The following is a 13,671-nucleotide window of genomic DNA, read 5'->3' on the forward strand; positions in this document are numbered from 1 at the left end:
ACTTCAGTTCGGCTTCATCGGGAATCTCACCGTCTTCATCCCACCGTTCTTGGATGTAGTAGCGACCGACGTTCCACAGTTTCGATGCTGCGAACCCGCACTCGTCGAGGTTGTCACGAATCTGCGTGTGATTCGTGATGCGTGCGACGTAGGTGCGGGTTGTCTCCAGCATCGTACTGTGTTCATAATCAGTTATGAAACAGAGGATCTTAGAGGCTATGTTTGACGTGGAATATCCGGCCCTGTCGGTATCGGTGGAACGGGTCACTGAGTGACGGCGCGTATCCACGGCCTGAAGGCCGTGGTATTGCGCCTGTTCCACCTATAACAGACCAGATATTCAACGCTAATCTGAATGATTAAGTAGGTTTGTCTACATAGGCTATGTATGACGGTTGAGGCCACTCGAACCTATGTTGGTTCCATCCAGAACCAGCAACAGGTCTGCGATGGCCTCGATTCGCTCGGTGATTCCGCCTCGAAAATCTGGAACGTCGCACGCTGGACAGCAGACCGCATCTGGGATGAAGCTGGCGAAATACCAGACGAAGGAACGCTCAAAGCGTACATGAAGAACCAGTCGTGCTGGAAAGACCTGAACGCACAATCCAGTCAGAAAGTCATCGAAGAACTTTCCGACGCTTTCCAGTCATGGTTCGACTTGCGACACAAGTTTGACGAGGCGAATCCTCCCGGCTACCGTAAACACGGCGACACTCGACCCAAGAGTACGGTCACGTTCAAAGCAGACGGCTTCAAACACGACCCCGAACACGACCGCGTCCGACTCTCAAAGGGCAAGAACCTGAAAGAACACTGGTCGGACTTCCTGCTCTGCGAGTACCAGATCCGCCCCGACGTTGACCTTTCAGAAGTCAACAAGGTGCAGAACGTTCGAGCCGTCTGGAATGGCGACGAGTGGGAACTGCACTTCGTCTGCAAAGTCGAACTCGAAACCAACGACTCAGCAGGCAACGAAGTGGCCGGTATCGATCTCGGTATCAAGAACATCGCCACAGTCGCATTCCCCGACGAGTACATCCTGTACCCCGGCAACTCGCTCAAACAGGACAAGCACTACTTCACCCGAGCAGAGTACGACACTGAGGGTGAGAACGGCCCCTCGGAGAAGTCGATGCGGGCACGCAGGAAACTCACAGACCGTGAAACTCACTTCTACCACACGCTTACGGACACGATCATCACGGAGTGTGTCGAACGCGGTGTTGGCACGCTCGCGGTGAGTTGGCCCGAAGACGTTCGAGAGTCCGACTGGGGCAAGACGGGGAACAAGAAGTTGCACTCGTGGGCGTTTGACCGCATCTACCAGTACCTCGCATACAAAGGCGAGATTCGTGGCGTCGAGGTGCTGAAGGAGAACGAGTGGGATACCAGTAAGACCTGCTCACGCTGTGGCGATGCGACGAAGTCGAACCGTGTCGAACGTGGCCTGTACGTCTGTGAGTCGTGTGAGTTGGTAGCCAACGCGGATTGTAACGGAGCGGAAAACATGCGCCAGAAGATAACTCCGAGTCTTCACGGTGAGGATAGGAGTAACGGCTGTGTGGCACAGCCATCGGTACACCTGTTCGACCGCGAGAGCGGGACGTTTCAGACGAGAGAACAGGTCGTGTCGTAGACCAGCAAATATCCCACCCGCAGTACGGGAAGCCGCGCCGTTTACGGCGCGGAGGATGTCACCGACGAATCGAATTCACCGGAAACCCGGTGTGTTTGTTCGCTGGTGGCGTCGATAACTGAAGCGATTGACATATCTATCACATAGCCCTCGTGCGATCGGGTGTGCAGTGACTGGCAGTGGGGACTAGAGACTGGCCTCGTCACTGTCGTTGACTGGCCCCACCGACTGCCGTCCGCTTTCCAGTGAAATCACGATGTCGTTCACCGGAAACCCGGTGTGTGTCAGCCACAGGACGTCGCTGCCACGTTTCGGTGTCGGACCAATCTCGATCACTCGAGGCCGATTCTGCGTCTCCGACGATTTCACCGGAAACCCGGTGTGTGGGTTACAGCCACGGGATGTGGGCCCCTGTTGCATCGAAACTGCTGGCGGCGCTGTCAGTTCAGTAGTAATAGAGTTCGAGTTCGTGGCCACAGTTTCGACACTGTGTTTCTTTTCCGAGAAGCCGGTTCGAATCGTTCTCCGTGTGGATCCCCGGTCCTGGTGGAAGGGACGTGGCAACCGTCGCATCACACTCCGGACAGCCGATATTGATGTCTGCATTTCCTGTCCGAGACATACCGTAGACGTATTTGGTTGTCCCCGATAGTTATCGGAATCGTACAGTACCGACAGGGACTCGTTTCATTCCGTTCACGGACCGTACGATCGGCTTTATCAGCGGATGAGGCTTGACCCCGAGATTCACACAGTATAGGTCACGTCGTCGAAGTCGAAAAACGCTGTCTCGTATCCATCGTGTCGTGACACCTGCGGCGATGAGTCGACGGTGACTGTGACGCGATCACCTGACGTAATCTCATCGACGGTGACGCCGTAGTGGTGGCCAATCTCGTGATCGAGCGCCTCCGTGAGCGGCCCGTCGTAGATGGTCTCCCCATCACGTTCGACGGTCGCAGACAGGGAGGTAAACGGCAGGATAATCCGGTTGTACGGCGTTCTGGGACTGACTGCCAGATACGAGCCACCGTCCGCGAGCCGGTCGGCATCGGAGACGAGCGCGGCGAACGTCGCGTCGCCGCTGCGCTGGGCGTCGAGTGACTCCCCAGGCAGTTCCTCGAGCGGCGTGGCCTGTCCCATCGGCGTGTGCTCGCCGTCACCGCCGCCGTGTTCCATCTTCATGAGCGATAACGCCTCGCGGTTCCCCTGTTGTGAGTCGGGGATCGTCTCGAACGAGAGGTCGTGAATGTCCGACCGGACGTACTCGAAGTCGATCTCGAGCGAGCCGAGCGAGCCCAGTCGCTGCGCGAACGCGCCGGTTCGCTCGAGAGTGACCGGACCGACCTGAATCCGGGCGGTATACTGCCCCTCACCCGGAAGCTGGATGTTGTCTCCGTAATGAAAGCCCATCCGCTGAGAAATCATCGGCCACAGCGATGAGGAGCCGATATCGACGAGCTCGCCGTCCTGACGGAGTTCGATGCGTGCGTCCACCGGAAGGACGGTGTGTGTCTCACGATCCCAGACGGTGACCATGAGATGAAGGCTGTCGTCGGCGGTGATCTCGATGAGCTCTTTCTCCTCGTCGGTTGCTTCGACGGTCCAGAACCGGTGGGGGAAGGTATACGAGAGCATCGCGGCGTAGTCGCCGTCGGTTGCCATCCCATACATTCCCATCGCGTCGCGTGAAGAAGGGAGATAGACGGCATCGGGCCGGTTTTCGACGAGCGGTGGGTTCGCAAAGGCTGATTCTTCTTCGAACCCGAGTTGCTCGAGACAGCCGGCGAGGCCGACAGTCCCGACGGCTCCAGCTGCGGCTGTACCACGAAGGAAAGCCCGGCGGTTCATTAGCCCGTGGTTGGGAACCCCCGACAAAACGCCTGTTGGTTCACTGGTCGAACGTGATACCCGAGGTGTCGCTGCCGGTATGTGTTTCTCCGTTCTGGTCAATTTCCGTGTCTTTTGAAGCCGATGTCAGTAAGCGACTGCTACGTGACGCCCCTTCGTGAGGAGAACCAGTGGACCTTTCATCCACCGCTTCTAGAACTCGAATATGGACCGGCGGACATATCTTGGAACAGTCGGAATCGCAGGACTTACGAGTGTTGCCGGCTGTCTCGATGGAACGATCGGCGGAGGGGAGACCGGAAACGGATCTTCGGATTCTGGGGCCCCCAACACCATCCTCGAGCCGCCGGAGATGGATTTAAGCGAGTCCTCACATCCGAGCTACGGTGATGAGTTGCCGTCGCTCAGCCTGCCTGATCCCCTGATCGACGAGACGATTTCGACCGACCAGTTCGAGGGCGAACGTGCCGTGTTGATGACGTTCGTCTATACGAACTGCCCGGATGGGATGTGCCCAGCGCTCACGTTGCGGCTGCGGCGCACCCAGGAAGTCGCCGCTGAAAACGGCTTCAGCGACGACGTGGCGCTCCTCGAGATGACGTTCGATCCGGAACGAGACACCGAATCGAAACTGCGGACGTTCGCCGACGAGCAGGGTGTCGACGCCGAGGCTGACAACTGGCATTTCCTCAGACCCGAGACGTACGACAGAGCCAAGACGATCATGACCGAGGACATCGGGCTGCCGTTCAAGAAGACGGATGCCCCGGAGTACGACCATCTCGAGTACATGTTCCCCCACTACAATCTGATCCTGCTTGCCAACAAACGCGGCATCGTCGAGCGTGCATATCCGAACGGCGCTTCCATCGACCCGTCGAAGGTCATCGACGACGTCGAAACGGTGGTGACGGAGTAAATGCGCAGACGGGACGTCCTCGCCGGTCTCGGGAGCGTGGGCGTCGTCGCTGGTGCTGGCGTGATGGCAGTTCGTGGGCCGCCATCGCTGGACGGCAACACCGGGACTGGCGAGTCACAGCCCGGCGATTCGGACGAAACCGACTCGACGAACACGGAGCCGCTCACGATCGAGACGATCGATGCGCCGGGCAGCGAAGCCGATGCGTTCCGCGTTCCGGCAGCTGATCGGGCGACGTTCCTCGACTTCTTCGGAACGTGGTGTCCGCCGTGTGTCGAGCAGATGCCGGCACTCGCTGAGGCGAACGAGCGGATCGGCGACGAGGTACTGTTTATGTCGGTCACAAGTGAATCGATACCGAACGAGGAACTGGCTGACTGGTGGGAGAAACACGACGGTAGTTGGTTGCTTGGGCTCGACCCGACTGCCGAACTGACGGCCAGATATCTCGCGGGCGGCTATCCGTCCGCTGTCGCGATCGACGCGTCGGGAACCGTCCAGTGGTCGGATTCGGGCATCAAAACCGCCGACGAACTCGTCGCTGGCATCGAACAAGCACTCGCGGCTGGAGGGCAGTAAGGATGGTCGACGCCGCACTGACCACGTCGATCGTGTTCGGACTCTCGACCGGCATCGCGACGTTTTTCTCGCCGTGTGCGTACCCGTTGTTGCCGGGCTACGTCGGCTTTTACGTGAGCCAGACCGACGGCGAGCAGGCGTCGCTCGGCGGTGCGTTGAGCCGCGGGCTGTTCGCCGGGCTGGGCGTCCTGGTCACGTTCACGGCCCTGCTTGGGGCGACGTTCTGGGTTGGCCAGTCGACGCTGTCGTCGATCAAGTGGTTCGAAGCCGCTGCCGGCCTCGTGTTGCTCGTTCTCGGTGCCTTGATCGTCGCCGGTCGCGCGCCATCGTTTTCGGTTACGCTCCCAAAGCGCCGCTCGAGCGTGCTCGGCTTTTCGATCTTCGGCATCGGCTACGCGCTCGCGTCGGCGGGCTGTGTCGCGCCGCTGTTCATCAGCGTTGTCACCCGTGCGCTCTCGCTGTCGATGGCCGATGCGCTGGTCCTCCTTGGGACCTATGTCGGCAGCGTCGTCGTGTTGATGGTCTCGTTGACCGTCGCGACGGGGATGGGACTCGTCGCTGGTGCTGGCCGGCTGACGGCCTACTCCGGGCTACTAAAACGGATCGCGGGCGTGGTGATGATCGTCGCCGGGATCGGGCAGTTGTACCTCGCGGTTGTTCGGTTCAACATCTTCGGGCTGTTCTGAGCGACGGTGGAGAGTTCGATTCCGACAGCGATCGCGTGTGGTCGCCCTCGCCGGTGGCAACGCGCGGTCGATCGCAACCGAACCACGGCGGCCTGGCAGTGACGTGACGAGTAGGGACTGGCAACCACCGGGCAGGCAACGGCAGGTCCGGGATGTATCCCACCGTCGCTCGAACGGACGACCATGTATCAGGAGCTGCTTCTCGCGACGGACGGCAGCGACGTCGCTCGTCAGGCAACCGAGCACGGAATCGACCTCGCCGACCAACTCGATGCGACCCTCCACGTGCTGTCGGTTTCCGAAGCGGGGCCACAGGCGGAGAACAAACAAGATCGGCTTCGTACCGATCCGGATGAAGAAGCCACTACAGCTGCCGACGAGGCCAAAGAAGCGGCGACTCGAGCAGGGATCGACGCGACGACGGACATTCGTCATGGCGTCCCGCAGGAACAGATCGTCGACTACGCGGAGACGAACCCGGTCGATATGGTGATCGTCGGAACGGCTGGTCGGTCCGGGCTCGAGCACCTGCTCTCGGGCAGCGTCGCCGAAGAAATCGTCCGAAACGCTCCAGTTCCGGTTCTCACGGTTCGAGACCAGACGTAGCGATCGGCAATACGGGTGTACTACCTCCTAATCCGTCGCTACGTCCGGGTACGACGCTGATACTTAACCCGCGCGGAAGCGACGCAGCCACCATCGTGGCCGGTCAGTCCGCTCGCTGTGCCGTTTGCCTCCCGTGTCCGAGAGCAGTGCCGATGGCGAGCGGTGGCACCACGTGTGTCTCATCCTACCGGACAAACGTCAGTGACTACTCGATCGCGTCTCGACGGCTGTCGCCGTCGGCGACAGCGTCTCGAGTGCGATCGACGTCTGAACCGTTTTGTCCGGCAGTATCAGTCGGGGTGGTCGGCGCGTGAGCAGGCGGACCGTGACCGTCGTCAGCGACACACCCTGTGTGCTTGTCGTCGGCGATGACGCCGCTGCCGACGATGCGAGAGACGTGCTCGCTGCACGATTCGCGGGCGCATCGATCCTCCGAGAGCGGACGCTCGAGGGGGCTCACAAGCGACTCGCCGATCGTGACGTCCACTGTCTGGTCTGTCCGTTCGACGCGGCTGCCGTCGATCGATCGGAGGGAGAATTAACGCTCGAGCGCCTCGCCGCCGAAGCCGACGAGCGGCCGATCGTGGCTATCACTGACAAGGGGGATGCCGACGACGCGCTCGCAGCCGGTGCGAGTGACGTCGTGGCCCGCGACGAGTCGCCGCCGGTGCTGACCGCGCGGGTTCGAACCGCCGCCGAGCGAGAGCAGTACCGGCTGGCTGCCGCGGCCTCGGACCGACGCCAGCGGTCGATCCTCGAGCATGCCGCTGCCGTCGTCTGGGTGCTCGATGCCGACGGCGAGATCGAATACGCGACGCCGGCAGTCGAGTCAGAACTGGGGTATACGCCCGCCGAACTCGAGCGGACGCCGATCGGTCGGCTCGTCCATCCCGACGACCGCGAGGCGATCCACGAGACGCTTGCAGCCGTCACAGACGCGCCGGTCGGCGCGACCGAACGCGTTACCCTTCGGCTGGGTGACGCCGACGGCACGTGGCACGTCTCGGAGGTGATATGTGCGAACCGGCTTGCGGATCCGACCGTCGAAGGTGTCGTCGTGACCCGAACCGGGATCGGCGCGGCGGCCGACGTGGCCGCCCCTGCTGCCCTGCGTGCGGGCGTCGACCGACTCGAAGACGCGTTTTTCGTCCTCGGCCCGCAAGACGAACTGCAGTATGCCAACGACGCGGCGACTGCACTGTTTCGTCCCGAGATGCGCCAGATCGATCCCGCCGACGTGAGTGGAACCGTCGTCTGGGATCTCTTTCTGGACGAGATCAGCGAAGCGCTGTTCGATCGGGTGCGTGCCGCAGAATCGACGGGTGCGATCGAAACGATCAGCGTGACCGCGCCGTCGCTCGAGGGCCGCCTCGCCGTGCGCGTCCACCCCAGCGACGACGGCATCTCGGTCTACGCGACCGACCAGTCCGTCGACGCCGCGGCCGCACCGGACCTGGAGCGACTCGAGTTGCTCGAGGCCGTCATCGACGCGCTCGACGATGGAATCGCCGTCCTCGAGGGATCGACGATTCGGCTGGCGAATCCAGCGCTCCGAGAGCTTGCCAATGTGGACGCACTCGCCGGCCACGAACTCGAGACGGTGTTCGATGCGGACCTCGTGTCGGCGATTCGAACGCGAGCCCGATCGCCGGTCGTCAGATGGATGGAGCCGGTCTCGGGCACGCTCGCGACTGACGAGGCACCGCCGGTCGACGTCTTCGTCGTGCCGCTGTCGATGCCCGATCGAACACTCTGTGTCGTCCGTGATAGACGCGAGTCTCGTGTGGCCACCCTGTCGACGGTCCACGACACCGTCGCGGCTATCCGCCGTGCAGAGACGCCGTCGGCCGTTCGTGACGCCGCCACGGATGCCATCCGGGAGCATACGGGTGCTGACGTGGCCGTCTGGTATCGCATCGCCGACGACCGACTGCAGCCGGCAGCGATCGCGGCGGCCGAACACGTCGGTGGCGATCGCCACTCGATCGAACCACCACCGATCGATCTCGACGACACCCCGCTGGCAGCCACCGTCGCGGACGAAGCGCCGACCGTCTACGAGCGCGCGGAGCTCGATGCCGTGCTCGCTCAAACCGGACTCCGCGCCGAGCGGGGTCTGTCCGTCCCGATCGCGACGCGAGCCGTCGTCCTCGCGACCAGCACCGACCCGATGGCGTTCGACGGACTCGAGACGGACCCGATCGAGACGGTGTCGGACGCCGCTGCGGTCGCCCTCGAGTCCCTCGAGCATGCCGATAGCCTCCGGACGTGCCGACACGATCGCTCGCGCCTCGAGACCACTGCCGCACAGGCCGAACGGGTGTGGGACGCAGGCAGGGCGATGCTAACAGCCGAAACCCGCGACGCGGTCGAACAGCGCCTCTGCGAGGCAATCGTCGACTTGTCGTCTCCTGAAACGCCTGACGGGATCACACTCGCGTGGATCGGCCACGCGGACCACGGGCGCGAGACGGTCGTACCGACGACCTGGGCCGGACGAGACGGCGAGTTCCTCGAGTCCGCGATGGTTCCGATGGGAGCGGACGCCGACACGCCGACGGGAACGGCAGCTGCGACCGGGGAACTCGTCGTCGATGACCTCTCGAGCGACCGGGAGACACACGACGACGGCCGATCGTGGCGACGACGGCTCCTCGAGCGAGGGATTCAGTCTGTACTCAGCGTTGCGCTGACGGCTGATGGGGTCCGTTATGGGACGCTCACCGCCTACGCGTCGGAGCCGTCGGCGTTCGACGAGCACGTCCAACGTGCGTGCAAGCACCTCGCTGCGATCGCTGGCGCTGCGATCGGGTCGATCGAGACGAAACGCGCACTGCTTGCCGACCGAATCACCGAACTCGAGATCGTGTTGCGAGACGATACCGAGCCGCTCTCGGCGATCGCCAACCGACTCGATCGGCGACTGACGGTGCGAGCGATCGTGCCGCGGACGTCCGGCGGGTCGACGGCCTTCTGTACCGTTGAGGGCGGCGTCGACGATGCCGTGTGCGATGCGGTCGAATCGCTGCCGGCGGTCGATTCGAGCTCGATCGTCGAGCGGGGCGACGATGGCGTCCTCGAAATCGGTGTCACAGCGCCCACCGTCGCGGAGACGATCGCAGACCATGGTGGCGTTCTCCGGTCGTTGACACCGGTCGACGATCGGACCCGGCTCGTGACCGAACTCGGCGAACCGGTCGACGTTCGGTCGTTCGTCCAGCACCTCGAGCGACGTCACCCGGGAACGGAACTCGTCGCTCGCCGCCAGCGCGACCGCCCGCTTCGCCCGCCCCGTCCGTTCGACGAGTTATACGACCACCTGTCCGACCGCCAGCGGCGGACGCTCGAGGCGGCCTACTACGGCGGTTTCTTCGAGTGGCCCCGCGAACACACTGGTGAGGAGGTCGCTGAATCGCTCGGCGTCTCACAGCCGACGTTCAGTCGCCATCTTCGGTTGGCCCAGGGGAAACTGTTCGCGCTGTTGTTCGACGAGCCGACGAGAGACTAGGCGCAACTGTGCCTGCACGCTGCCGATCGTCGGTCCATCTTCGATCGCGAGCGAGTCGCCGAGCGGCGGCGACGGGCAGTATACAGTACTTACTTCGGCCTGAACGGTGGGTAATACCGTGTTTCTTCACGTTTTATGACTGGTCACGGCACCGATTAATGAATCAGTATTGAGCATTGAGCCGGTACTGGTTCCGTATATAGCTCCCATGATCATGTCCTCAGCATCTAATGAGCTATTCAATGAGCGCGTTCGAGGTAAGTGATAGTTACAGCGGCCGTCTCCCCGGATGGCGGATGCACTCGTGAGCATCGATTTCGCCGACCCGACCGAGAGCCTCGAAAAGCTCTCCGATGCGACCGACGATCGGTCCCCGATCCAGTCGCAGGCCGACGGCGGGATCGTCGCGCAACTCCGACTCGATCACCCGGACCTGTTTTTAGGGCCGACGCTCCGGGACGCGCCGGACGTGACCGTCGAACCCGACTACTGGACGACCGTCGAGCCGGAGCGAACGCTCGTGTTCGTCACCGTCTACGGAACCGCGTTCGACCAGTTCGAAACCGGCCTCGAGACGGATCCGACGGTCACCGATCCCGTGCTCGTCGATCGGTATCCCGACAGACGCGTCTATCGGGTTGCACTTACCGACCGTGCGGTGACGTTTACTGCCACCATTGCCACCGTCGGCGGCCGGCTGCTCGAACTCTCGAGTTGCCGGAACGGCTGGCAGGTCCAGCTTCGGTTCGCCGACCGGGAGCAACTCGTCGCGTTCAACGACTACTGTCGCGACCGAGAGATCTCCGTGACTGTCGATCACCTTCGCGTCTCCGATGACGGTGACGACGGCGTCGTCGCCCTGACGGCGAAACAACAGGAACTGCTCACAGTCGCGCACGAAGAGGGCTATTTCGACGTGCCGCGAGGGATCTCCCAGGACGAACTCGCGGACCGACTCGACGTCTCGAAGTCGGCTATCTCACAGCGACTGCGACGAGCGATCGGCGAACTCTGCGCGTCGTCACTTTCCTGATCGGTGACGCCGCTCGATCTCGATTGATTCGACGGCGAGTGTCCGGCTTCAAAAACGTAAGTCAGCGACGGCTGTGGGGTGACGCGATTACTCGTCGTCGTCGTCGTCTTTCATCGAGCCGAGCTGCGAGACCAGTTCGTCCGTCGAGACATCAGACTCGAAGGACATTTCGCCGTGATGATCGTTTTCGTGGACGTTGACCGCCTCTACGTCCTCATCGTTGGTGGTCTGCTCTTGCTGTTCGGACTCGTCGTAGCTACCAAAACCCATACTCATACGTTCCGAGCCAGTACAAAAGATGTGACGGTTCGGTCCGTCTCCTCGTCCACACTGGCGTTCCAAAGCGGATCGATTGAGCCAACCGACTCATCGAATGGCGTTCCGGCGATTGCTCGAGTCTCCTCCGTACCCAGTCCGATGCGACCGTTCATCGGCCCTACTGACGTTGGGCGATCGCTATCGAGTGTTTGTCTCCCCATACTCGAGCGCTGATCCCCTGTTCGTTTCCCATACTTTTGAGGGGGATTCGACAGCACGTGCGTTTTAGGTGTGAGAGGGGCTCGTTTCCGACAGTTCGCCGTCGGTGTCGATTTGCACGCTCATGGTGCCTTGTGACTGACAATCACTACGGATGACACCACGTGGCAGCGTACCCTTTGGCTACGCCGTTCAGTAGCCCGTCTATAGTAATGGCTTCCGGAGGCCTGAATTCTGCTCATGGTTGCATACCGTTCGTCGTCTCGACCACGTATTTCGACGGGATCGTCTGCCACGAGACGGTCACCGTCGTCTGCACAGCGGAGACTGGCTGGTGTCCCGTCCGCGAACCCCATGATCGTCTCCGGGCCAGCCGTCCAGCGGCCCACCAGGCGGTGAGCAACCGATGTGTGGAATTATCGGCCGCGTCGGAGACGGAAACGCCATCGAGCCACTGTTGACCGGGCTGGAGAACCTCGAGTACCGAGGCTACGATTCGGCCGGCATCGCCGTCCAGAACGGCTCGGGCATCGATATCGAAAAACGCTCAGGGAAGGTCGAAGAGCTGAAAGAATCGATCGGCGAACCGCTTCGGGGAGAGGTCGGCATCGGCCACACCCGCTGGAGTACCCACGGGCCACCGACTGACGCCAACGCGCACCCCCATACTGACGAGAGTGCAGACGTCGCTGTCGTCCATAACGGTATTATCGAGAACTACGCCGAGCTCAAAGAGCGACTGGCCGCAAACGGCTACGAGTTTACGAGCGATACCGATACCGAAGTCATCCCGCATCTCATCCAGTATTACCTCGATGCGGACTTTGGCAGCGAGCGGGCGTTCCGCCAGGCGATCAGCGAACTCGAGGGCAGTTACGCCGTCACCGCCATGGTATCTGGCGAGCACGTCCTCTATGCGGCCCGGCAAGGCTCGCCGCTCGTCGTCGGCATCGAGGACGGCGAGTACTTCCTCGCCAGCGACGTGCCGGCGTTCCTCGAGTACACCGACAGCGTGGTCTACCTCGAGGACGGTGACGTCGTCATCGTCGACGAAACCGGCGTCGAGTTTACCGACCTCGAGGGGAATCCGGTCACGCGCACGCCCGAGACGGTCGACTGGGACCCCGAACAGGCCGGGAAGGGTGAGTACGACCACTTCATGCTCAAGGAGATCCACGAGCAGCCGACGTCGCTGGCCCAAGCGCTCGAGGGGCGGATCGATCCTCGAAGGGGTCGAATCGCACTCTCAGAGTTCGAACCGGGGACGTTCGACGACGTCGAGAGCGTCCAGTTCGTCGCCTGTGGGACCTCCTATCACGCTGCGCTGTACGGCTCGCTCGGGCTGAATCAGGCCGGCGTCCAATCGACTGCGCTACTGGCCAACGAGTACAGCGTCGTCGCACCGCCGGTCGACGACGATACTCTCGTGATCGCGGTTACGCAAAGCGGCGAGACTGCCGACACCCTAAACGCACTCAGACAGGCCAACGCTGAGGGTGCGCGCACGCTGACGGTGACGAACGTCGTCGGCTCGACGGCCGCCCGTGAGGCCAACGACGCGCTGTTCATCCGCGCCGGGCCGGAGATTGGCGTCGCCGCGACGAAGACGTTCTCCTCACAGGCCGTCATGCTCACCCTGCTGTCTCAACGCATCGCTGCCGACCGTCTGGGTGAGCCGCCAGCCGATCTCGAGTCGCTGTTGCCGGCCGTCGAGTCGATGCCGAGCGCGATCGAAGAGGTGCTTGCAACCTCCGAGGCTGCGTCGATCGCCAGGCAGTACGACGACAGCCAGTCGTATTTCTTCATTGGACGCGGGCTCGGCTATCCCGTGGCACTCGAGGGTGCGCTGAAGTTCAAGGAGATTACCTACGAACACGCTGAGGGCTTTGCCTCCGGTGAGTTGAAACACGGACCGCTAGCACTGGTCACGCCAGACACGCCGGTGTTCGCGGTCTTCACTGGCCAAGAAGACGAGAAGACCCTGAAAAACGCCGAGGAAGCCCAGACCCGTGGCGCGCCCGTCGTCGCGGTCTGTCCCGACGGGCACCCTGCCATCGCGGTGGCCGACGAGCACCTCTCGATTCCCGACACGGACTCCAAGTTGGCGGGGCTGTTGGCAAACGTCCAGCTCCAGCTCGTCTCCTATCACGCCGCCGACCTCCTCGATCGCCCCATCGACAAGCCGCGAAACCTCGCCAAGAGCGTTACCGTCGAATAGGTCGGCCACGCGGTTGCTCCGATCGCCCTTCTTGAGGGCCGTCACATCGTCCGGCCACGGACGGCTCGCCGCAGATACCGGAGAGTGCGTCGAGTATGGTCCTCGAGACCGCAGGACGCGAGGCCACCCCCATAGTCTCGAGTCCACTCGGCATC

The 13,671-nt window shown here is 62.2% G+C and carries 11 protein-coding genes and 1 pseudogene; 8 read left to right on the top strand and 4 right to left on the bottom strand.

The features are described 5' to 3' along the window. Positions 1–172 (bottom strand): annotated as a pseudogene (locus BSG09_RS20255) (RNA-guided endonuclease TnpB family protein); the annotation flags it as partial. Between the two features lie 216 nt (positions 173–388). Here BSG09_RS20255 and BSG09_RS15185 point away from each other — a divergent pair. Further along, a complete protein-coding gene (locus BSG09_RS15185) occupies positions 389–1,639 on the top strand; it encodes an RNA-guided endonuclease InsQ/TnpB family protein (protein WP_092934569.1) in 1,251 nt (416 codons plus the stop codon). Between the two features lie 445 nt (positions 1,640–2,084). On the opposite strand, the gene BSG09_RS20905 is transcribed toward BSG09_RS15185, so the two are convergent. Both BSG09_RS20905 and BSG09_RS15190 read right to left on the bottom strand, forming a co-directional pair. Further along, on the bottom strand, positions 2,085–2,261 hold the full coding sequence (locus tag BSG09_RS20905) for a hypothetical protein (RefSeq protein WP_008011862.1): 177 nt from the start codon (positions 2,259–2,261) through the stop codon (positions 2,085–2,087). A gap of 125 nt (positions 2,262–2,386) precedes the next feature. Next, positions 2,387–3,490: an iron transporter gene (locus tag BSG09_RS15190; protein ID WP_092934571.1), complete on the bottom strand. Its 1,104-nt coding sequence runs from the start codon at positions 3,488–3,490 to the stop codon at positions 2,387–2,389. 205 nt (positions 3,491–3,695) lie between these two features. Here BSG09_RS15190 and BSG09_RS15195 point away from each other — a divergent pair, with 205 nt between their 5' ends. The 6 genes from BSG09_RS15195 to BSG09_RS15220 all read left to right on the top strand — a co-directional run bounded on the left by BSG09_RS15195 (position 3,696) and on the right by BSG09_RS15220 (position 10,821). Then, positions 3,696–4,409 carry an SCO family protein gene (locus tag BSG09_RS15195; protein WP_092934574.1) on the top strand — a complete coding sequence of 238 codons (714 nt, stop codon included), beginning with the start codon at positions 3,696–3,698 and terminating at the stop codon, positions 4,407–4,409. Then, positions 4,410–4,988 (top strand): TlpA family protein disulfide reductase, encoded by a 579-nt coding sequence (locus BSG09_RS15200; protein ID WP_092934576.1) that lies wholly within the window; start codon positions 4,410–4,412, stop codon positions 4,986–4,988. It abuts the gene before it with no gap. Between the two features lie 2 nt (positions 4,989–4,990). After that, positions 4,991–5,674, top strand: coding sequence for a cytochrome c biogenesis protein CcdA (locus tag BSG09_RS15205; protein WP_092934578.1), 684 nt, complete (start codon positions 4,991–4,993; stop codon positions 5,672–5,674). 183 nt (positions 5,675–5,857) lie between these two features. Then, on the top strand, positions 5,858–6,280 hold the full coding sequence (locus tag BSG09_RS15210; protein ID WP_092934580.1) for a universal stress protein: 423 nt from the start codon (positions 5,858–5,860) through the stop codon (positions 6,278–6,280). Between the two features lie 310 nt (positions 6,281–6,590). Further along, on the top strand, positions 6,591–9,788 hold the full coding sequence (locus tag BSG09_RS15215; protein WP_092934582.1) for a bacterio-opsin activator domain-containing protein: 3,198 nt from the start codon (positions 6,591–6,593) through the stop codon (positions 9,786–9,788). 289 nt (positions 9,789–10,077) lie between these two features. Then, the gene (locus BSG09_RS15220; RefSeq protein ID WP_092934584.1) at positions 10,078–10,821 is read left to right on the top strand and encodes a helix-turn-helix domain-containing protein; all 744 of its coding nucleotides are present in this window, start codon (positions 10,078–10,080) and stop codon (positions 10,819–10,821) included. Positions 10,822–10,908: 87 nt separating this feature from the next. On the opposite strand, the gene BSG09_RS15225 is transcribed toward BSG09_RS15220, so the two are convergent. Continuing rightward, complete coding sequence (locus BSG09_RS15225) at positions 10,909–11,091, bottom strand: DUF5786 family protein (protein WP_092934586.1); 183 nt, start codon at positions 11,089–11,091, stop codon at positions 10,909–10,911. A gap of 613 nt (positions 11,092–11,704) precedes the next feature. Here BSG09_RS15225 and glmS point away from each other — a divergent pair. Beyond that, positions 11,705–13,516, top strand: coding sequence for a glutamine--fructose-6-phosphate transaminase (isomerizing) (glmS, locus tag BSG09_RS15230; RefSeq protein ID WP_092934588.1), 1,812 nt, complete (start codon positions 11,705–11,707; stop codon positions 13,514–13,516). Positions 13,517–13,671 lie beyond the last annotated feature (155 nt).

Source organism: Natrinema hispanicum (assembly GCF_900111485.1).
Taxonomy (GTDB): Archaea; Halobacteriota; Halobacteria; order Halobacteriales; family Natrialbaceae; genus Natrinema; species Natrinema hispanicum_A.

Excerpts from the sequence above, each read along its gene's own strand:
- BSG09_RS15185 (WP_092934569.1), top strand. The coding sequence starts at position 389 with ATGACGGTTGAGGCCACTCGAACCTATGTTGGTTCCATCCAGAACCAG.
- BSG09_RS15200 (WP_092934576.1), top strand. The coding sequence starts at position 4,410 with ATGCGCAGACGGGACGTCCTCGCCGGTCTCGGGAGCGTGGGCGTCGTC.
- BSG09_RS15195 (WP_092934574.1), top strand. The coding sequence starts at position 3,696 with ATGGACCGGCGGACATATCTTGGAACAGTCGGAATCGCAGGACTTACG.
- BSG09_RS15190 (WP_092934571.1), bottom strand. The coding sequence starts at position 3,490 with ATGAACCGCCGGGCTTTCCTTCGTGGTACAGCCGCAGCTGGAGCCGTC.
- BSG09_RS15210 (WP_092934580.1), top strand. The coding sequence starts at position 5,858 with ATGTATCAGGAGCTGCTTCTCGCGACGGACGGCAGCGACGTCGCTCGT.
- glmS (WP_092934588.1), top strand. The coding sequence starts at position 11,705 with ATGTGTGGAATTATCGGCCGCGTCGGAGACGGAAACGCCATCGAGCCA.
- BSG09_RS15205 (WP_092934578.1), top strand. The coding sequence starts at position 4,991 with ATGGTCGACGCCGCACTGACCACGTCGATCGTGTTCGGACTCTCGACC.
- BSG09_RS15220 (WP_092934584.1), top strand. The coding sequence starts at position 10,078 with ATGGCGGATGCACTCGTGAGCATCGATTTCGCCGACCCGACCGAGAGC.
- BSG09_RS15225 (WP_092934586.1), bottom strand. The coding sequence starts at position 11,091 with ATGGGTTTTGGTAGCTACGACGAGTCCGAACAGCAAGAGCAGACCACC.
- BSG09_RS20905 (WP_008011862.1), bottom strand. The coding sequence starts at position 2,261 with ATGTCTCGGACAGGAAATGCAGACATCAATATCGGCTGTCCGGAGTGT.